Below are 17,981 nucleotides of genomic sequence, written 5' to 3'. Positions count from 1 at the left end.
GCTCCGATCCGGTCGGTCTCATACGGCGCCGTCGCCGCCCGTGCGCCGGCCCATCACCTCGTCGCGGACGCGGGCGCAGCTGCGGCTGATCAGCCGGGAGACGTGCATCTGGGAGATACCGAGCCGGTCGGCGATACGGCTTTGTGTCATGTCCTCGAAGAAGCGCATGTACAGGATCGCCCGCTCACGTTCGGGCAGGCGGCGCAGCCCTTCCTTGGCCGCCTCGCGGTCGACGACGACGTCGAACGAGGCGTCCGTCGCGCCGAGGGTGTCGGCGAGGCTGTAGCCGTCCTCATCGGCGGAGAGTTCGGCGTCCAGCGACAGGGTGCTGAAGCTCTCCAGCGCCTCCAGGCCCGCGGACACCTCCTCCTCGCTGAGCCCGGTGTGCGCCGCGATGTCGGCGACGGTGGGTTCGGGGCTGCCGGGGTTCTGGGTCAGTTCCCGGCGGGCCACCCGCACCCGGTTGCGCAGCTCCTGCACCCGGCGCGGGACCCTCAGGGCCCACATCCGGTCGCGGAAGTGCCGCTTGACCTCTCCGGTGATGGTCGGCACGGCGTAGCTCTCGAAAGCCCCGCGCGACGGGTCGAACCGGTCGATGGCCTTCACCAGCCCGAGCGCCGCCACCTGGCGCAGATCCTCGACGGATTCGCCGCGATCGCGGAAGCGGCCCGCGATCCGGTGGGCCATGGGCAGCCAGGCGGTGACGAGTTCGTCGCGTACGGCGTCCCGCTCGGGACCGTCCTCCAGTTCCGCGAGCCGGGTGAACAGCTCCGCGGTGTCGGGGGCGTCGTCATGATTCCGCCGGGCGGGTGCCGCGGCGGCGACGGTGGTGGCGGGCGTGCCGGGACGGCTTGTCGAGATGTCGGTCAGCATGCGGAATCGCTCCTGAACGAGGTTTCAGGGCACGGCCGGAACATGAGTTCCGGGTACTGGCCCGAACGGTGGTGTCAGGGTCGCCGCGGGGGTACCGCCCGGCCCGCCGGTAGGGGGCCCGGCAGCGGTACTGCTCCCCGCTGGGCGCGCGCCTCCGGTCCGAAGCACGAGATTCCGTCTGCCCCCCGGCCCCGTGGGCAAACGCGGGTGGCGGAACTTCGGCGACCGCTCAGCCCAGCGGTACGACGGCCGTGATGCGCTTGCCGCCGCGGGGCAGCTCCGCCACCCTGACATCGCGCGCCAGCCGGCAGACGATGGGCCAGCCGCGACCGCCCGGCCGGGACCGGCCGCGCTCGTCCACGGGTGTGAGGGCCACCGGAACCTCGTCGCTGCGGTCGCTCACCGACACCTGGACGCCGCTGGAGTCGACGTCGACGTCGAAGCCGGTGATCCCGCCGCCGTGCAGGATCGCGTTGGTGGCGAGCTCCGAGGTGACGAGCAGGGCGTCCTCCATGGCCTCGGGTGCACACGGGAGGGCGCGAGCCCGGCACCGCTCGGCCACCACGCGCTGGACCGTTCTGCGGGCGTCGGCCGGCCGGCACGGCAGCCGGCGGCATGGTTCCCGCAGGGTCGCGGAGGCGGTGGTGCGGTGCTTGTCGAGCATCCCTTCCTCCCTGTGTGGTGCCCGGATTGACTGGATCTCTGCCCCTTCGGCTGACCCTTGACGGCGCCGTCAAACACCTTTGACGCCAATGCCATCACCGGGGACCGGCCGGGTACCCGAACGGTATGACCGATGTGGTGGACGCGGACGAGTTGTTGCGGCGGATCCGGCGGGGCAGGGAGTGCGCCGCCGAGGAGGAACGTGCCTGGCGGGAGCGCGCACAGGGGCTGACGGCGACGGATCCGGACGGCGCGCGGGAGGCGGCGTTCCGGGCGCGGGCGTACGAGGCGGTGCTGCATGTGCTGCAGGAGATCGTCAGCCCGGGCGAGCCGCCGATGACGGCGGACGGAGTGAAACAGGTCACCTGACCCGCTTACGGGTACACACAAGCACACGAGATGGTTTAGTGTTCATCCATGCCGACGCCGGAGCGGACGGAGCCGTCCTTCCTCCCTCCTCGGCGTCCCCGCATACGGCCCTGGCTGGTCTCCCCCGTCCAGCCAGGGCTTTTTGCTGCCCGGAAGCGGCCGGAACGCGGAAATCCGTGTCCTTCGAGGTGCCCGGGACTGCGGCAGCGGCTGAAATGGGCTTAAGCACAGCACCCGGACCGCCGCCGGCGAGGAGCCCCGCGCCATGACCAAAGCGATCAAACTGCTCACCGCCCTGCCCCAGGCGCAGCGCGAGCGCCTGATGGAGCTGGCCAAGGAGATCTCCTTCCCGGAGGACACCCGCGTCTTCGAGGCGGGCGGCACGGCCGACCGGTTCTGGGTGATCCGCTCGGGCGCGGTCCATCTGGACCAGCAGGTCACCTCCCGGCAGCGGGTGACCGTGGCCACGCTCGGCGCGGGCGACCTGCTCGGCTGGTCCTGGCTGTTCCCGCCGTACCGGTGGGACTTCGGCGCGGTGGCCTTCAGCAACGTACGGGCCTACGAGTTCGACGGACCCTCGGTGCTCGCGCTGTGCGTGGAGGACCCGCTGCTCGGCCTCTCCCTGGTCCGGACGGTGGCCGAGATCCTCGCCAACCGCCTGGAGACGACCCGCGGCAAGCTGATGGACCAGTACGCGATCCGGCGGCGCAGCGGGCCGCTCTAGGTCCTGTCGCCGGGGGGCAGGTGGTATTCCGACGACAGGTCCGCGGTCAGATCCGGTAGCGGCGCAGGGACGGGACCGTGAAGGCCAGGGTCAGCATCACCACGACGACCAGGGCTCCGCCGCCCGCCACGGCGGACCGCGGGCCGAAGACCGAGCCGGCGGTGCCGTGCAGCACGTCGGCCAGGCGCGGGCCACCCGCGACGACGACCGTGAACACACCCTGCATCCGTCCGCGCATCTCGTCGGTCGCGGCCGACAGCAGGATCGCGCCCCGGAACACCATCGAGACCATGTCCGCGACGCCGGCCGCGGCGAGGAAGGCCACGGCGACCCAGAGGTTGCCGCTCAGCCCGAAGCCGACGATGGCCGCGCCCCAGCCGACGACCGCCCCGATGACCATCCACCCGTGCCGACGGGCCCGCGAGAACACGCCGGAGAACAGGCCGCCGAGCACCGCGCCGACCGGGATGCCGGCGAACAGCACGCCGAGCGCGAGACCTTCGCCGTAGGAGTCGTACGTCTCCGCGGCGAGCTGGGGGAACAGGGCACGGGGCATGCCGAGCACCATGGCGACGATGTCGGCGAGGAAGGACAGCAGCAGCACCTTGTGCCGGCCGATGTAGCGGAAGCCGGCCGCGATCTCGCGTACCCCGGCCCGGCGGGTCGCGGCGCCGCCGAGCGGCGGCAGCGCGGGCAGCCGGAAGACGGCCCACACCGTCGCGCACAGCGCCAGGGCGTCGATGAGGTACAGCTCGGGCAGGCCGATGACCGGGATGAGCGCCCCGGCGAGGAGGGGGCCCGCCACCAGACCGGTCTGCGTCACCGTGGAGCCGAGCGCGTTGGCGGCGGCCAGTTGCCCGGCGGGGACCAGCCGGGCGATGGAGGCGTTGCGCGCCGGGGAGTTGAGCCCGAAGAACGCCTGCTGCACGGCGAGCAGGACCATCAGGAGGACGACCGACTGGAGACCGGTGACGGCCTGCGCCCAGAACAGCAGCGAGGTCACCGCGATACCGCTGTTGGTGACCAGCAGCAGCTTGCGGCGGTCGACGGTGTCGGCGACCGCCCCGCCCCACAGCGCGAACGCCACCATGGGCACGAGTCCCGCCAGGCTCGCGTAGCCGACCCAGGCCGACGAGTGCGTGATGTCGTAGATCTGTTTCGGTACGGCGACGGCGGTGAGCTGGCTGCCCACGGCGGTCACGATGGTCGACGACCACAGGCGCCGGTAGGCGGGGATGCGCAGGGGCCGGGTGTCCATCGCCCAGCGGCGCCAGCCGCGCCGCGGCGGGGCCTGCGCCGCCGGCGCGTCGGTGTCGGTCTCCGGGCTGCTGCTCTCGCTGGTGTCCACGGGTGTCCTGGTTGCTCGTTACATCTTTTCGCGTCGCGAACCGACTATCTCAGCATTCGCTGTGCGCATCGAACCGGTTGTCTCAGGATCCGGCGACGAGCGTGGCACCCAGCGCCAGCATGGTGAGGGCGACCAGACCGTCCAGGACCCGCCAGGCGCCGGGCCGGGCCAGGAACCGGCCGAGCAGCCGGGCGCCGAAGCCGAGCGCGGCGAACCAGCACAGGCTGGCGCACGCCGCGCCGAGTCCGAAGGTCCAGCGCAGCGGGCCCCGGTCGGCCGCGAGGGAGCCGAGCAGGAACACCGTGTCCAGGTAGACGTGCGGGTTGAGCCAGGTCATCGCCAGGCAGGTGAGCACCGCCCGCCTGCGGGAACCGGCGGTCTCCCCGTCCGCGCGCAGCCCGGTGCCGGACGTGAGGACGCGGCGGGCGGCGAGGGCGCCGTAGCCCAGGAGGAAGGCACCGCCGACGATCCCGACCACCCTGAGCGCGCCCGGCCAGGCCACCACCACCGCACCGACCCCGCCGACACCGAGCGCGATGAGCACCGCGTCGGACAGGGCGCAGATGCCGACCACGATGAGCACGGAGTCCCGCCGCACCCCCTGCCGCAGGACGAAGGCGTTCTGGGCGCCGATGGCAACGATCAAGGAGAGGCCGGTGCCGAATCCGGCGACCGCGGCGGTCAGGGCGTGGTTCATGCGGTCGACGCTAGGCAAGGGCCGATCACAAGTACAGCTAAAGATTTTTACGTATCATTAGCGGTTGTGATGACAGATCTGCCTTTGGAGCAGGTGCGGACACTGCTCTCCGTGATCGACGAGGGCACCTTCGACGCGGCGGCGACGGCGCTGCACGTGACGCCGTCGGCGGTCAGCCAACGGGTCAAGGCCCTCGAAGAGCGCACCGGCCGGGTGCTGTTGCAGCGCACCAAACCGGTGCGGCCCACGGAGTCCGGCGCGGTGCTGGTGCGGTTCGCCCGGCAACTCGCCCGGCTGGAGCGGGACGCGTGGGGCGAGCTGGGGCTGAGTGGCGCCGGTGAGCCGACGCGGGTGCCGGTCGCGGTGAACGCCGACTCGCTGGCGACCTGGTTCCTGCCGGCCCTGACCCGGGTGGCGGGGCTCTGCTTCGAGCTGCACCGGGAGGACGAGGACCACACGGCGGCCCTGCTGCGCCAGGGGCTGGTGATGGCGGCGGTGACCTCCTCGGCCGACCCGGTGCCCGGCTGCACGGTCCGGCCGCTCGGCCGGATGCGCTATCTGCCGGTGGCCGCACCGGAGTTCACCCGGACCCACCTGGACGGTCAGTCCCTGCCGGAGGCGCTCACCCGGGCTCCCGTCGTGGTCTTCGACCGCAAGGACGACTTCCAGGACGGCTTCGCCCGCCGGCTGGGCCGCGGGTCCGCCGGCCCGCTGCGGCACCACGTGCCCACCTCGGAGGGTTTCGTGCACGCGGTCGCCGCGGGGCTCGGCTGGGGCATGGTCCCGGAGGCCCAGGCCGGCCCGCTGCTCGACGAGGGACGGCTGGCCCTGCTCGCCCCCGGGGAGTGGATGGACGTCACGCTGTACTGGCAGCAGTGGAAGCTCGACTCCCCCGCGCTCGCGGCACTGGCCGACGCGATCACGACGACGGCGGCGCAGGCACTGCGCCGCTGACATCGGGCCCTCCGGACGGGCCACCGGTGGCCTTCGGCGCGGCACGGTGGCCGCGCAGCGGCGGGCGGCCGGCGCGCGATCCGTTCCGCCTCCCCGAACTCCCCTCCCCCGGTGCCCGATCAGTACGGGCGCCCCCCACCCGGACGCCAACGATCCCTGCTGCCCAGCCCGTTGACCACGCACAGCTCCCCGCCGGGCTGCCCGCACAAGTGACCGGCTCACGGTCGTCATCCGATTTCCCGCCGGTTGCGTCGTTTCACACCGTCCCGATCGGTCACCCGAACCCGAACAGCGTATTCGCAAGGACACGGACGACTTCGATCGGACTCCAGGAGACATCGATGGACAACTGGCGCGAACAAGCCGCGTGCCGTCACGAGGACCCCGATCTGTTCTTCCCCATCGGCACCACCGGCCCCGCACAGGTACAGGCCCAGCAGGCGAAGGCGGTGTGCGGGAGCTGCCCCGTCCGGGACCAGTGTCTCGACTGGGCGCTGGAGACGGGCCAGAGCATCGGCGTCTGGGGCGGTACCACCGAGCTGGAACGCCGCGCGCTGCGGCGCCGCGCGCGTTCCCGGCCGCGCTCCGGCTGACCCGGCGGCAGGGGGGCTCAGCGGCCACCGCGCCGCAGGGTCCCCCACTCCCGCTCCTGCCGGGCCACCTCCGCCTTGGCCGCGTCGATCACCCCGTCGGCGATCCAGCACAGCGGCTCGACGTCGGCCACCAGCGGCTCGTTGTCGGGGCCCCGGCCCGTCTCCCGGCCCTTGAGGACCCAGGGACGGACGCCGGGGCCCTTGTCGTGCGGCAGGTGCGCGTAGTCGTACAGCCGGCGCGCCACCCACAGTTCGACGGACCGGTCCTCCCACCAGTCCTCGACGTCGAGCGGGTTGGCGGACAGGCCGGGCATGGGCACGCCGGTGAGTTCGTCGGTGCTGGACACGTCGTCGAGATCGGTGCCGGGCCCCTTGGACCAGCGCACGTACAGGCCCTGGTGCCGTGACACCAGGCGGGCCGCTTCGGCGAGCGTGGACACGACCGGCAGGTCCTCCACTGCGCTCATGGCTTGACCTCCCTCGACTGTGCTGCGCGACCGGAGTACCCCCGGCGCGCGCCGGGAATCGGACCGAGCACCTCCGGTCTCAGGGTTCCTCGTGCGGCTGCCGGCCGGCCGGCAGCCGCAGGGTGAGGACCGCGCCCTCGCCGGGCTCGCTCGCGGCCTCGGCCCTACCGCCGTGTGCCGCGACCAGGTGGCGGACGATCGGCAGGCCGAGGCCGCTGCCGCCGGTACGGCGGCTGCGGGACTTCTCCGCGCGCCAGAACCGGTCGAAGACGTGCGGCAGGTCCTCGGGCGCGATGCCCGAACCGGTGTCGGTGACGGTGAGAACCACGTCGTTCCCCTCCTGGCGTGCGGCGAGCGTGACGGTGCCGCCGGCCGGGGTGTGCCGCAGCGCGTTGGAGACCAGGTTCCCGAGGGCCTGCCGCATCCGCACCGGATCCGCGTCCAGCCAGGCGGCCGGGTCGGCCTCGAGCCCCATGGCGACCCCGGCGGCGTCGGCGGCGACGCGGTGGGCCGCGGCCACCTGCTCGAGCAGGTCGCCGGCCCGCAGCGGTTCGCGGTGCAGGCGCAGGGTTCCGGCGTCGACCGCGGCCAGATCCTGCAGGTCGTCGATGATGCGCTGGAGGACGAGCGCCTCCTCGTGCAGCGAGTCCAGCAGCGCCGGGTCGGGGTCGACGACACCGTCCCGGACGACCTCCAGCCAGCCGCGGATGTTGGTCAGCGGGCTGCGCAGCTCGTGCGCGATGTCGCTGACCATCGCCTTGCGCTGGGCCTCCAGGCGTTCACGGCGCTCGGTCAGGTCGTTGAAGGCCTCCGCGAGGATGCCGGTCTCGTCCCGCGTGGTCACCGGGACCCGGACATGCAGCTCGGGCGAGGCCCCCGCGGCCTCGGTCAGCGCGCGCAGGGGCCGGACCAGCCGGACGGCGACCACGGCGGTCACGGCGACGGTGACGGCGAGGACCAGGCCCGCCGTGCCGACCACCTTGGCCTTGTTGGCCGCGGACATGTCGAAGCGGGAGGGATTCCGGTCGCCGATGCCGAGGAACAGGTCGGCGACGGGTGCGACGTAGGGCTCCAGCTGGGTTCGGCGGGCGCCGAGGACGCATCGTGCCGTCCGCGCGGTCATGTCCTTGCCCAGCCTGGCGTACTTCGCGGCCAGGTAACCACCACCGAAGGGATTGTTTCCGGTGGGGTCGAAGAGGAGGGACATCGGTCCGCCGAGGTCCACACCCGCGTGCTTCAGGCAGGGGCGGGCCAGCCCGGAAAGGCCGTCCAGGGCCTTCTGCTCCGTCGGAGTGGGGGTGTACAGCTGCCCGTCCGCGCACTGTTCCGCTGCGTACGAGGTGTCCGAGCCGTCCGACGCGCCGAGCACGGGGCGTCCACTCGGGGTGCGGACCACCGTGGCGTCGATGCCGAACCGCTCGTAGCACTGCCGGCGCTTGGCTGCCAGCGCGTCCAGCTTGACGCGCTCCCCGGCCGTGACCCGGTACGGGCCCACCACCCGGGGGTCGATGCCGCTGAGCTGGGCTCCGGTCTCGGTATAGGTGTCGGTGCGCAAGGGATCGACGGCGGCGGCGGGCCCGGGCGGCAGCGGGGTGCCGCGCGGCGCGGAGTCGGCGATCAGGCTCCGGTCGACGGTGGTGAGGGCGATGCGCCGCCCGGTCCTGGCGGACAGGTCACGGACGGTCCGCTGGACGCCCGCCCAGTCGGAGTGGGTGGCGGCGTACCCGCTGAGCTGGGCGAGGATGCGGTTGTCGGCGGCCAGGTCCTGGCCCTGCTCCTCCTTCAGCGCACTGGTGGTGGTGGTCACCGCGAGCCAGGCGGTGGCGGCCACCGAGCAGACGGCGATCAGCGCGGAGACGAACAGCAGACGGACGAGGAGCCGCTTGCGCAACGGGATCCGGCGCTTGGACACCCGGCCCTCCGGTGACCGGTTCTTCGGCGCCCGGCCCCCCGACGCCCGCTCCTCCAGTGACCGGTTCTTCGGCGCCCGTCCCTCCGACGCCCGCTCCTCCGGTGACCCGTTCTTCGGCGCCCGTCCCTCCGGCGCCCGGCCCTCCCGCGCCCAGCCCTCCCGCGCCCGACCCTCCGACGACCGCTCCTCCCGCGACCCTCCCTCCGGCGACTGGCCCTCCCGCAACCGTCGCTCCGGCGCCCAGCCCTCCCGCGCCCGACCCTCCGACGACCGGCTCCCCCGCGCCCAGCCCTCCCGCGCCCGACCCTCCGACGACCGGCTCCCCCGCGCCCAGCCCTCCCGCGCCCGACCCTCCGACGACCGCTCCTCCCGCGACCCTCCCTCCGACGACCGCTCCTCCCGCGCCCTGTCCTCCGACGCCCGGCCCTCCCGCGACCGTCGCTCCAGTGACCGGTCCTCCGGCGGCTGGCCCTCCGATGACCGGCCCCCCGGCGGTCGGCGCCTCACGGCCGCGTGCCGCTCAGCTTGTAGCCGACGCCGAAGACGGTCAGCAGCCGGGCCGGCCGGCGCGGGTCGGCCTCGATCTTGCGGCGCAGGTTCATGATGTGCACGTCGACGGCCCGCTCGGTGGAGGCCCGGTCGAAGCCGCGCGTGCACTGCAGCAGTTGGCGCCGCGTGAAGACCCGGTCCGGCTCCCCGGCCATGGCCAGCAGGATCTGGAACTCGGCCGGTGTGCACTCCACCGGCACGCCGTCGCGGCGCACCTCGTGCCGCACCGGGTCCACGCTGATCCCGGCGGCCTGTACGACGGGATCGTCGTCCCGGGCGCCGACGCTCCGCCCGCCGCGCCTGAGGACCGTGCGGATGCGGGCCATCAGCTCGCGTGGGCTGTACGGCTTGATCATGTAGTCGTCGGCGCCCAGTTCCAGGCCGAGCAGGACGTCGTCCTCGGCGGAGCGGGCGGTGAGCATCACCACGGGGACGTCCGGGGCGACGCCGCTGCGCAACGCCCGGCACACGCCGAAGCCGTCGACGACCGGCAGCATCAGGTCCAGGACGACCAGGTCGGGCCGCAGCCGGCGGGCCGCGTCGAGCGCGGCCGCACCGTCGTGCACCACCGTGGCGGTGTGTCCCTCGGCCAGCAGGGAGCGGCGGATCAGTTCGGCCTGCTTCTCGTCGTCCTCGGCGACCAGTACATGTGCGCACACGAGTTCGGATCCTAGGCCGTTCAGTCGGCGAGCCAGCCGGCGTACCCCATGATGACGACGGGGTGCCGGCCCGGGTCGAGGGTGTGCAGCAGGTCCTTCATGTGGGCCTTGGCGACGCTCACGCAGCCGTGCGTGGGCCCGCCGTGGTCGACGTGCAGCCAGACTCCCCCGCCCCGGCCCAGGCCGAGCGGCCGGGTCCAGTCGAGGGGCGAGGTGCCGGGCCTGCGGTTGTAGTCGATGGCGATGACGTAGTCGAAGGACCCCTCGAGCGGTTCGCCCTCGAATCCGGTGCCGGGCGAGTGGAAAGCGCCGGAGTGGTGGTACGGCAGCTTGCTGCCGGGGTCCGGGAGCAGGCCTCCGGCGTCGGAGAGGGTGTGAACGCCGAGCGGGGAGCGCAGGTCGCCGGACATGTGGTGGGCGCTCCAGCCACGCAGCGCGTTGTGGGCGGGCCAGGCGGGACCCGCCTGCCAGCCGGTGGCGGCGCGCTCGTGCAGGACGACCGTGCAGAACGGGGAGTTCCTCCCCCGCCCGGTGACGACGACGGCCTGCCCGCAGCGCTCCGCAATCGCCGCCGACCGCTTCGGCCCGAGGCCGGGTATGCCGGGCGGTGCCTGCTCCGCCTCGATCTCGGGGGTGGGGGTGGCCGTGGGCACCGGGCGGTCGGCCGGTACCCGGCGCTCGGTCGCCTCGGCTCCGCCGCCGCAGCCGGTGAGCAGCAGCGGGGAGGCGAGGAGTCCGACAACGGTTCTGCGTTGGATCATGCGTCGACCCTGGCCGACAGTTGTTTGGAACCGGTCAGGGTTCAGGCGCTGTTCGGCTTGCCCTTCGCGTACAGCCAGGTGCGGAACAACCCGCCCAGCCGCTTCCCCGACTTCTGCTCGGCCAGCCTCACGAACTGTGCCGTCGTCCCGTGCCCGCCGCGGTGCTCGGCCGCCCAGGCGCGCAGGATCCGGAAGAAGTCCTTGTCGCCGACGGTCTTGCGCAGCTCGTGCAGGGTCATGGCGCCGCGCGCGTAGACGGGCGTGCCGAAGATGTTCTCGCCGCTGCCCGGGTCGCCGGGCGGGTAGGCCCACAACGCGTCGCCGGCCGGGCGGGCGTAGAGGGCGTCGAAGGTCTTCTGGGCGCTGTCGCCGCCGTGCTGCTCGGCGTAGAGCCACTCGGCGTAGCTGGCGAAGCCCTCGTTGAGCCAGATGTCCTTCCACGCGGTCAGCGAGACCGAATCGCCGAACCACTGGTGGGCGTTCTCGTGCACCAGGGTGCTCAGGTCCGGCGCGGAGTCGTAGACCGGCCGGGTCTGGGTCTCCAGGGCGTAGCCGACGCTCGGGGCGTGATCGACGATCGAGCCGGCGGCCCGGAACGGGTACGGTCCGAACAGCGCGCTCTCCCAGGCGAGGACGGAGGGCAGCTTCTTCAGCACCGGCGCGGCGGCGCGGGCCTCCCGCGCGTCGACGGCGTTGTAGACCTGGATGCCGTCGCGGGTGGTGTACCGCTCCACCGCGAACTTGCCGATCGTGGCGGTGGCCAGATAGGCGGCCATGGGCTGCGTCTCACGCCAGTGGAAGGTGGTGCGCCCGTGCGCGGTGTGCTGTCCGAGCGGCACGCCGTTGGCGACGGCGGTGAGCCCTTTCGGCACGGTGATGGTGAAGTCGTACGACGACTTGTCCCTGGGGTGGCTGTTCGCCGGAAACCAGGTCATCGCGCCCTGCGGCTCCCCCGCGACGAAGGCGCCGTCGTCGGTGGGGATCCAGCCGTCCGCCGAGCCGTCGGGGTCGGTGACCGGTTTCGGGGTGCCGCTGTAGGCGACGGTGACGCGGAACTGCCGGCCCGTGCGCAGGGCATGGCGGGGAGTGACGACGAGTTCCTGGCCGTCGCGCCGGAAGGCGGCCGTGCCGCGGTCGACGGTGACCGAGGTGACCTTCAGGCCCTTGAGGTCGAGGTCGAAGCGGGTGAGCCGCTGGGTGGCGCGGGCGGTGAGGACGGCCTTGCCGTCGAGGTGACGGCCGGCAGTGTCGTAACGGAGCGTCAGGTCGTAGTGGGCGACGTGATAGCCGCCGTTGCCGCTGAGCGGGAAGTAGGGGTCGCCGGCGCCGGACGCGCCGGTGGTGCCCGCCGCCGCGGGTCCCGCGGCGGCCAGGAGTGCCGCCACGGCGACGGGCACGGTGGCGAGGACCGCCTCGCGGCGGAGGACGGCGGTGCGGCGACGTGCGGGCTGTGTGCGGGATGGCGTCACAGGCGCTCCTCAGGGGGCCGGCTGATGATCGACTGGCCGACAGACTAAGGGCGGCGGGGGCCCGGCTTCCCCCTTGTTCAGGTCAAGTCACGCCGCGTCGCCGCCCGGTGGGCCGGGCCGGTCGACGTAGGCTCGCGGAACCGTCCGCGACCCGAGAGGGGCCCGACCGTGAGCGTGCGCGTGCGCCGGATCTACGAACCGCCCGAGCCCGACGACGGCCTGCGCGTCCTGGTGGACCGGCTGTGGCCGCGCGGCCTCGCCAAGGACGCGGCGCACGTGGACGAGTGGCCCAAGGGAGTCACGCCCTCGACCGAGCTGCGCAAGTGGTATCACGGCGGGGAGGGCTCCTACGAGGAGTTCCGCCGCCGCTACGAGGCGGAACTCGACGTCCCGGAGGCCGCCGAACTGCTCGACGGCCTCCGCAAGTCGGCCCGCAAAGGACGGGTGACGCTGTTGACGGCGTCCAAGCACCCGGAGGAGAGCCACGCGCAGGTACTGGCGGAACTGCTGAACGCCTGAGGCCGGCCGCCCGGCAAGCGCGGAGGCGGGTGGAACCGCTGAACGGCTGAGGCCCGCTTGCCGGGCAAGCGCGGAGGCGGGTGGAGCCGCAGCAGGGCCGGCGTCCGGCACCCGCCGCGTACAGATGCCGGTCCGCCGCCGCGCACGGATGAACCGCTGACGCGGAGGGCGGTGGACCGCTCTGGGGCTGCGGTCAGCCCGTCCGGCGGGCCGCGTGGCGGCCCGCGGCTCGTCCGGAGAACAGGCAGCCGCCGAGGAAGGTGCCCTCCAGGGCGTTGTAGCCATGGACACCGCCACCGCCGAAGCCGGCCACCTCGCCCGCCGCGTACAGCCCCTCGATCGGCGAGCCGTCCGTGCCGAGGGCGCGGGAGTCGAGGTCGGTCTGGATGCCGCCGAGGGTCTTGCGGGTCAGTACGTGCAGCCGCACCCCGATCAGCGGGCCTGCCGCCGGGTCCAGGATGCGGTGCGGGCCGGCCACCCGGCCGAGGCGGTCGCCGATGTAGCGGCGGGCGTTACGGATGCCCTGGACCTGGGAGTCCTTGCTGTACGGGTTGGCGATCTGCAGGTCGCGGGCCTCGATCTGGCGGCGCACCTCGGCCGCGTCGAGCAGCGGCTTGCCGGTCAGGCCGTTCATCTTCTGGACCAGCTGCTCCAGGGTGTTCGCGGTGACGAAGTCCGCGCCGTTGTCGAGGAAGGCCTGCACCGGTGCGGGGGCGCCCTTGCCGAGCAGCCGGTCGCGCAGCACGGCCTTGCGGTCCTTGGCGGTGATGTCGGGGTTCTGCTCGGAGCCGGAGAGCGCGAACTCCTTCTCGATGATCTTCCGGGTGAGGACGAACCAGGAGTGGTCGTACCCGGCGATGTCCTCCGTGGTCCGCAGGTACTTGAGGGTGTTCAGGGTGTCGTAGCCGGGCAGGCAGGGATCGGGCAGGCGACGGCCGAGCGCGTCGAGCCAGATGGAGGACGGGCCGGGCAGGATGCGGATGCCGTGGCCGGGCCAGACGGGGTTCCAGTTCTGCAGGCCCTCGGTGTAGTGCCACATCCGGTCCCGGTTGACCAGCCGGACACCCGCCTCGGCACTGATGTCGAGCATGCGGCCGTCGACGTAGGCGGGGACGCCGGTGACCATCTCGGCGGGAGGTGTGCCCAGCCGCTCGGGCCAGTAGCGGCGGACGATGTCGTGGTCGGCGCCGATGCCGCCGGTCGTGACGATCACGGCCTGGGCGGTGAGTTCGAAGTCACCGGTCCGGTCGCGGTTGGAGGCGACACCGCGCGGTGAGTCGTCGGCGGCGAGGACGGTGCCGCGCACCCCGCGTGCCGTGCCGTCCTCGATGATCAGCTCGTCCACCTGGTGGCGGTGGTGGAAGGTGAGCAGTCCGTCCCGGGCGGCCTGCCGGGCGTACCCGACGAAGGGTTCGACGACTCCGGTGCCGGTACCCCAGGCGATGTGGAAGCGGGGTACGGAGTTGCCGTGCCCGTCCGCCCTCAGGTCGCCGCGCTCGGCCCAGCCGACGGTCGGCAGCAGCTCGATGCCGTGCCCCTGGAGCCAGGACCGCTTCTCGCCGGCCGCGAACTCGACGTAGGCGCGGGCCCAGCGCACCGCCCAGGAGTCCTCGTCCGCCGGCCGGTCGAACTGGGCGCTGCCACGCCAGTCGCTCCAGGCGAGGGCGAAGGAGTCCTTGATGCCGAGCCGGCGCTGTTCCGGGGAGTCGACGAGGAAGAGCCCGCCGAAGGACCAGAACGCCTGGCCACCGAGGTTGGCCGCGTTCTCCTGGTCGACCAGGGCCACCCTGCGGCCCCGGCTGGTGAGTTCGTGCGCCGCGACCAGGCCGGCGAGACCCGCTCCGACGACGATGACATCCGCGTCCATGGCGACTGTGTCCTTCCTGACGGTGCTCATAGCCGGGCCGTGCCGGTGTTCGTACGGAGGTGCCGGCTGCCGTCGGTCAGCAGCGCGGTGAGCAGCTGCTTGAGCCAGCCCCGGGCGGCGTCGACGTCCTTGTCCAGCAGCAGTTGGGTGGTGACCCCGTCGTACGCGGCGACCACGGCGTGCGCTGCGCCGTCGACGTCACCGAGCACGGCGGGCAGTTCGGTGTGGCCCCGGGCCCGGAAGAGCCGGTCGGCGACGGCCTCGCGGAGCCGGGCACGGTGGTCGAGGAGGGCCCGGGCGACGGCCGGGTCGCGGGCCGCGTGCACCAGGAAGTCGGTCTTCACCAGCAGCCAGTCCACGTCGAGCAGCAGCACCTCGGTGACCCGGTCCACGGAGGCGGGCACGTCGAGGTCGGGGCCCTCCTGGCCGAGCGCGTCGGCCACCTGGGAGGCGATGAGATCGGCGCGCTCCTGGTAGAGCGCGAAGAACAGCTCGTCCAGGGTCGCGAAGTTCGAGTAGAAGGCACCCCGGCTGAACCCGGCCGCCTCACAGACCTCCTCGATGGAGACCCGCCCGAAGCCCTTGGCCGCGAACACCTCGAAGGCGGCGTCGAGCAGCCTGGCCCGGGTGCGGACCCGGCGCCGGGTGACGCGCTTGGGTGTCTCCTCCATCGGTACCGCCTTCCCGTTCGATACGCGAATGTATCCGATACACCAATGTATCGAACAGACCTGATCCGCCCCGATGATCAATGGGAACGCATTTTCGATTAGGGGTACGCTGGGCTCATGGCCACGCACCTCCAGGGCTCCCTGTTCGACCAGACCGACGAGCTGCGGCTCGGCCCCCTGGACCGGCTGCGCCGCACCGAGCTGGGCTCCGGCGCCTGGATCGACGTGCTGCCGGGCTGGCTGAGCGGCGCCGACGCGCTGTTCGAGAAGCTCGCGGCGGAAGTCCCGTGGCGGGCGGAGCAACGGAAGATGTACGACAACGTGGTGGCCGTACCCCGCCTGCTCGCCTTCTACAAGGCGCACGACCCACTGCCCGACCCGGTGCTGGACGAAGCCCGCACCGTGCTGTCCCGCCACTACGCCGGGGAGCTGGGCGAACCGTTCACCACGGCCGGGCTGTGCTTCTACCGGGACGGCCGGGACAGTGTGGCCTGGCACGGGGACCGGATCGGGCGCGGCGCCCGCGAGGACACCATGGTCGCGATCCTCTCCGTCGGCGCACCCCGTGACCTGCTGCTGCGCCCGGCCGGTGGGGGCGGCACGACGGTACGGCGACCGCTGGGCCATGGCGACCTCATCGTGATGGGCGGCTCCTGCCAGCGCACCTGGGAACACTGCGTCCCCAAGACCACCCGCGCCACGGGCCCCCGCATCAGCATCCAGTTCCGGCCGCAGGGAGTGCACTGACGCGTCCGGCCACCCTCTTGCGCGGGGGACCGCCGCATCTGGTTGGCTGTCCTCGACGATCAGCCGTTCAGGGGCCCGGGGAGATCATGACCGCGGACGTACGCCAAGTCGCCGAAGGCACCTATCTGGTGCACGGCCACCACACCAACTGGGTCATCCTCAAGGACGGTGACGCCGTCACCCTGGTGGACACCGGATACCCCGGGGACCGGCAGGGGCTGCTCGAGTCCCTCGCGGCGGTGGGCAGTTCCCCCGGGGCCGTCGCCGCCGTGCTGATCACCCACGCGCACAACGACCACCTGGGCTCGGCCGAGTACCTGCGCGCCACCCACGGCACGCCGGTGTATCTCCACCCGGCCGAAGTCCCGCACGCCCGCCGGGAGTTCCTGCAGCAGGCCACCATCGCCGACGTGGTGCGCAACGCCTGGCGGCCGGGCGTGCTGCCCTGGGCGGTGCACGTGATCCGGGTGGGCGGCACCGAGAACCATCCCGTGACCGCGCCCGAGCCGTTCCCCGGCGAGGGGCCGCTCGACCTGCCGGGCCGGCCCGTCCCCGTGCACACTCCCGGGCACACGGACGGCCACTGCGTCTTCCACCTGCCCGAGGCGGGGATCGTGATCTCCGGTGACGCCCTGGTCAGCGGGCACGCGACCGCGCGGACCAAGGGCCCCCAGGTGCTGCTCGACTTCTTCCACCACGATCGCGCGCGGACGCTCGCCTCCCTGGAGGTGATCGGCGCACTCGACGGCGACACCCTGCTGCCCGGACACGGGCCGGTCCATCGGGGGCCGGTGCGCGCGGCGGCCGAGCAGGCCCGGGAACGCGCTGCCTAGAACACCCGCGCGGGGCCTTAAGGTTCCTGTCATGGCCTTGCAGATCAACGCCACGAATCCTGAGCATCCCGCGCTCCTGCTCGCCCTGCCCTGGGACGTGCCCCTGGAGGAGTGGCCCGAGGAGTACCTCGTGCCGCTCCCCCGCGGCATCTCCCGGCACGTCGTCCGCTACGCGCACGCCGGTGACGAGGTGATCGCCGTCAAGGAACTGGCCGAACGGCCCGCACTGCGCGAGTACGGGCTGCTGCGCGACCTGGACCGGCTCGGCATCCCCGCCGTCGACCCGCTCGCCGTGGTCACCGGCCGCACCGACGGCTCGGGTGCCCCGCTGGAGCCGGTGCTGATCACCCGGCATCTGCGGGGCTCGATGCCGTACCGGTCGATGTTCGAGACGACCATGCGCCCGGCGACCATGCACCGGCTGATGGACGCGCTCGCCGTGCTGCTGGTCCGGCTGCACCTGGCCGGGTTCGCCTGGGGCGACTGCTCGCTCTCCAACACCCTCTTCCGGCGGGACGCCGGCGCGTACGCCGCCTACCTGGTCGACGCCGAGACCGGCGACCTGCATCCCCGGCTGAGCCCCGGCCAGCGGGAGTACGACCTCGAGCTGGCCCGCGTGAACATCAGCGGCGAGCTGCTGGACCTGGAGGCGTCGGGCGCCCTGCACCCGTCCGTCGACCCGGTCGAGTTCGGCCATGAGATCTGCACCCGCTACAACGGGCTGTGGCAGGAGCTGACCCGCACCTCGGTGTACCCGGCGGGCAAGTACCACTACATCGAGCGCCGGATCCGCCGTCTCAACGAACTGGGCTTCGACGTGGCCGAGATGCAGATCGAGCACTCCGCCAACGGCGACACGGTCACCTTCGTGCCCAAGGTCGTCGACGCCGGCCACCACCAGCGGCAGCTGCTGCGGCTGACCGGCCTCGACGCCGAGGAGAACCAGGCCCGGCGGCTGCTGAGCGACCTGGAGAGCTGGATGGCCACCCAGGACGACTACGCTCCGGGCGATCCTCCCCCAAGCTCTCGGCTTCGCTCGAGCAGGGGGGACCCCCATGCCGCCCGCCCCGAGGTGCTGGCCCACCGCTGGGTGCGGGACGTGTTCCGGCCCACCGTGCGGGCGGTCCCGCTGGAACTGCGCGGCTCCATGGACCCGGCGGAGATCTACCACGAACTCCTGGAACACCGCTGGTACCTGTCCGAGCGCGCCCAGCAGGACATGGGCCTCGACACCGCCGTCACGGACTACATCGAGAACGTCCTGCCCAGGGCCCGCACCACGCTGGAGCCCAGCACCCCGGAGTAG

At 72.8% G+C, this 17,981-nt stretch carries 19 protein-coding genes; 8 read left to right on the top strand and 11 right to left on the bottom strand.

Annotation, left to right across the window (positions count from 1 at the left end):
• Window positions 1-18: 18 nt before the first annotated feature.
• Window positions 19-873, bottom strand: coding sequence for a SigB/SigF/SigG family RNA polymerase sigma factor (locus tag AC07C1_RS35665; protein ID WP_478945965.1), 855 nt, complete (start codon window positions 871-873; stop codon window positions 19-21).
• Between the two features lie 229 nt (window positions 874-1,102).
• Entirely contained in the window at window positions 1,103-1,537 is a 435-nt protein-coding gene (locus tag AC07C1_RS35660; RefSeq protein WP_478945963.1) for an ATP-binding protein, read from the bottom strand.
• A gap of 125 nt (window positions 1,538-1,662) precedes the next feature.
• Between AC07C1_RS35660 and AC07C1_RS35655 the strand changes: the two genes are divergently transcribed.
• Entirely contained in the window at window positions 1,663-1,905 is a 243-nt protein-coding gene (locus tag AC07C1_RS35655) for a hypothetical protein (RefSeq protein ID WP_478945961.1), read from the top strand.
• Between the two features lie 265 nt (window positions 1,906-2,170).
• Complete coding sequence (locus AC07C1_RS35650) at window positions 2,171-2,629, top strand: cyclic nucleotide-binding domain-containing protein (protein WP_478945959.1); 459 nt, start codon at window positions 2,171-2,173, stop codon at window positions 2,627-2,629.
• 46 nt (window positions 2,630-2,675) lie between these two features.
• Here the strand turns inward: AC07C1_RS35650 and AC07C1_RS35645 are convergent, their stop codons facing one another.
• Window positions 2,676-3,977, bottom strand: a complete 1,302-nt coding sequence (locus AC07C1_RS35645; protein WP_478945957.1) for an MFS transporter — start codon at window positions 3,975-3,977, stop codon at window positions 2,676-2,678.
• 82 nt (window positions 3,978-4,059) lie between these two features.
• Window positions 4,060-4,674 carry a LysE/ArgO family amino acid transporter gene (locus AC07C1_RS35640; RefSeq protein WP_478945955.1) on the bottom strand — a complete coding sequence of 205 codons (615 nt, stop codon included), beginning with the start codon at window positions 4,672-4,674 and terminating at the stop codon, window positions 4,060-4,062.
• A 69-nt stretch (window positions 4,675-4,743) separates the two neighbouring features.
• Here AC07C1_RS35640 and AC07C1_RS35635 point away from each other — a divergent pair, with 69 nt between their 5' ends.
• Both AC07C1_RS35635 and AC07C1_RS35630 read left to right on the top strand, forming a co-directional pair.
• Window positions 4,744-5,628, top strand: coding sequence for a LysR family transcriptional regulator ArgP (locus AC07C1_RS35635; RefSeq protein WP_478945953.1), 885 nt, complete (start codon window positions 4,744-4,746; stop codon window positions 5,626-5,628).
• Between the two features lie 341 nt (window positions 5,629-5,969).
• A complete protein-coding gene (locus AC07C1_RS35630; RefSeq protein WP_478945951.1) occupies window positions 5,970-6,221 on the top strand; it encodes a WhiB family transcriptional regulator in 252 nt (83 codons plus the stop codon).
• A 17-nt stretch (window positions 6,222-6,238) separates the two neighbouring features.
• Here the strand turns inward: AC07C1_RS35630 and AC07C1_RS35625 are convergent, their stop codons facing one another.
• The 5 genes from AC07C1_RS35625 to AC07C1_RS35605 all read right to left on the bottom strand — a co-directional run bounded on the left by AC07C1_RS35625 (window position 6,239) and on the right by AC07C1_RS35605 (window position 12,038).
• Window positions 6,239-6,688 (bottom strand): DUF6098 family protein, encoded by a 450-nt coding sequence (locus AC07C1_RS35625; protein ID WP_478945949.1) that lies wholly within the window; start codon window positions 6,686-6,688, stop codon window positions 6,239-6,241.
• A gap of 79 nt (window positions 6,689-6,767) precedes the next feature.
• On the bottom strand, window positions 6,768-8,600 hold the full coding sequence (locus AC07C1_RS35620) for a sensor histidine kinase (RefSeq protein ID WP_478945947.1): 1,833 nt from the start codon (window positions 8,598-8,600) through the stop codon (window positions 6,768-6,770).
• Between the two features lie 503 nt (window positions 8,601-9,103).
• Entirely contained in the window at window positions 9,104-9,808 is a 705-nt protein-coding gene (locus tag AC07C1_RS35615; RefSeq protein ID WP_478945945.1) for a response regulator, read from the bottom strand.
• Between the two features lie 20 nt (window positions 9,809-9,828).
• The gene (locus AC07C1_RS35610) at window positions 9,829-10,569 is read right to left on the bottom strand and encodes a L,D-transpeptidase family protein (RefSeq protein WP_478945943.1); all 741 of its coding nucleotides are present in this window, start codon (window positions 10,567-10,569) and stop codon (window positions 9,829-9,831) included.
• Window positions 10,570-10,610: 41 nt separating this feature from the next.
• Window positions 10,611-12,038: a M1 family metallopeptidase gene (locus tag AC07C1_RS35605; protein ID WP_478945941.1), complete on the bottom strand. Its 1,428-nt coding sequence runs from the start codon at window positions 12,036-12,038 to the stop codon at window positions 10,611-10,613.
• A 168-nt stretch (window positions 12,039-12,206) separates the two neighbouring features.
• Here AC07C1_RS35605 and AC07C1_RS35600 point away from each other — a divergent pair, with 168 nt between their 5' ends.
• Window positions 12,207-12,557, top strand: a complete 351-nt coding sequence (locus AC07C1_RS35600) for a DUF488 domain-containing protein (protein ID WP_478945939.1) — start codon at window positions 12,207-12,209, stop codon at window positions 12,555-12,557.
• Window positions 12,558-12,750: 193 nt separating this feature from the next.
• Here the strand turns inward: AC07C1_RS35600 and AC07C1_RS35595 are convergent, their stop codons facing one another.
• Both AC07C1_RS35595 and AC07C1_RS35590 read right to left on the bottom strand, forming a co-directional pair.
• Complete coding sequence (locus AC07C1_RS35595; protein WP_478945988.1) at window positions 12,751-14,424, bottom strand: FAD-binding dehydrogenase; 1,674 nt, start codon at window positions 14,422-14,424, stop codon at window positions 12,751-12,753.
• Between the two features lie 26 nt (window positions 14,425-14,450).
• Window positions 14,451-15,095, bottom strand: coding sequence for a TetR/AcrR family transcriptional regulator (locus AC07C1_RS35590; protein ID WP_478945937.1), 645 nt, complete (start codon window positions 15,093-15,095; stop codon window positions 14,451-14,453).
• Window positions 15,096-15,212: 117 nt separating this feature from the next.
• Here AC07C1_RS35590 and AC07C1_RS35585 point away from each other — a divergent pair, with 117 nt between their 5' ends.
• The 3 genes from AC07C1_RS35585 to AC07C1_RS35575 all read left to right on the top strand — a co-directional run bounded on the left by AC07C1_RS35585 (window position 15,213) and on the right by AC07C1_RS35575 (window position 17,981).
• Window positions 15,213-15,842 carry an alpha-ketoglutarate-dependent dioxygenase AlkB gene (locus tag AC07C1_RS35585; protein ID WP_478945935.1) on the top strand — a complete coding sequence of 210 codons (630 nt, stop codon included), beginning with the start codon at window positions 15,213-15,215 and terminating at the stop codon, window positions 15,840-15,842.
• Between the two features lie 86 nt (window positions 15,843-15,928).
• The gene (locus AC07C1_RS35580) at window positions 15,929-16,675 is read left to right on the top strand and encodes an MBL fold metallo-hydrolase (RefSeq protein ID WP_478945933.1); all 747 of its coding nucleotides are present in this window, start codon (window positions 15,929-15,931) and stop codon (window positions 16,673-16,675) included.
• 31 nt (window positions 16,676-16,706) lie between these two features.
• The gene (locus tag AC07C1_RS35575) at window positions 16,707-17,981 is read left to right on the top strand and encodes a DUF4032 domain-containing protein (protein ID WP_478945931.1); all 1,275 of its coding nucleotides are present in this window, start codon (window positions 16,707-16,709) and stop codon (window positions 17,979-17,981) included.

Source organism: Streptomyces sp. NPDC045022 (assembly GCF_056432605.1).
The sequence above is the reverse complement of the archived record's forward strand: the minus strand, read 5'-3'. Positions and strand labels throughout refer to the sequence as shown.

What these genes read in the sequence shown, in the direction of transcription:
- AC07C1_RS35610 (WP_478945943.1), bottom strand. Translation starts at nt 10,569, where the DNA reads ATGATCCAACGCAGAACCGTTGTCGGACTCCTCGCCTCCCCGCTGCTG.
- AC07C1_RS35650 (WP_478945959.1), top strand. Translation starts at nt 2,171, where the DNA reads ATGACCAAAGCGATCAAACTGCTCACCGCCCTGCCCCAGGCGCAGCGC.
- AC07C1_RS35580 (WP_478945933.1), top strand. Translation starts at nt 15,929, where the DNA reads ATGACCGCGGACGTACGCCAAGTCGCCGAAGGCACCTATCTGGTGCAC.
- AC07C1_RS35640 (WP_478945955.1), bottom strand. Translation starts at nt 4,674, where the DNA reads ATGAACCACGCCCTGACCGCCGCGGTCGCCGGATTCGGCACCGGCCTC.
- AC07C1_RS35655 (WP_478945961.1), top strand. Translation starts at nt 1,663, where the DNA reads ATGACCGATGTGGTGGACGCGGACGAGTTGTTGCGGCGGATCCGGCGG.
- AC07C1_RS35590 (WP_478945937.1), bottom strand. Translation starts at nt 15,095, where the DNA reads ATGGAGGAGACACCCAAGCGCGTCACCCGGCGCCGGGTCCGCACCCGG.
- AC07C1_RS35585 (WP_478945935.1), top strand. Translation starts at nt 15,213, where the DNA reads ATGGCCACGCACCTCCAGGGCTCCCTGTTCGACCAGACCGACGAGCTG.
- AC07C1_RS35660 (WP_478945963.1), bottom strand. Translation starts at nt 1,537, where the DNA reads ATGCTCGACAAGCACCGCACCACCGCCTCCGCGACCCTGCGGGAACCA.
- AC07C1_RS35595 (WP_478945988.1), bottom strand. Translation starts at nt 14,424, where the DNA reads ATGGACGCGGATGTCATCGTCGTCGGAGCGGGTCTCGCCGGCCTGGTC.
- AC07C1_RS35625 (WP_478945949.1), bottom strand. Translation starts at nt 6,688, where the DNA reads ATGAGCGCAGTGGAGGACCTGCCGGTCGTGTCCACGCTCGCCGAAGCG.
- AC07C1_RS35575 (WP_478945931.1), top strand. Translation starts at nt 16,707, where the DNA reads ATGGCCTTGCAGATCAACGCCACGAATCCTGAGCATCCCGCGCTCCTG.
- AC07C1_RS35665 (WP_478945965.1), bottom strand. Translation starts at nt 873, where the DNA reads ATGCTGACCGACATCTCGACAAGCCGTCCCGGCACGCCCGCCACCACC.
- AC07C1_RS35630 (WP_478945951.1), top strand. Translation starts at nt 5,970, where the DNA reads ATGGACAACTGGCGCGAACAAGCCGCGTGCCGTCACGAGGACCCCGAT.
- AC07C1_RS35635 (WP_478945953.1), top strand. Translation starts at nt 4,744, where the DNA reads ATGACAGATCTGCCTTTGGAGCAGGTGCGGACACTGCTCTCCGTGATC.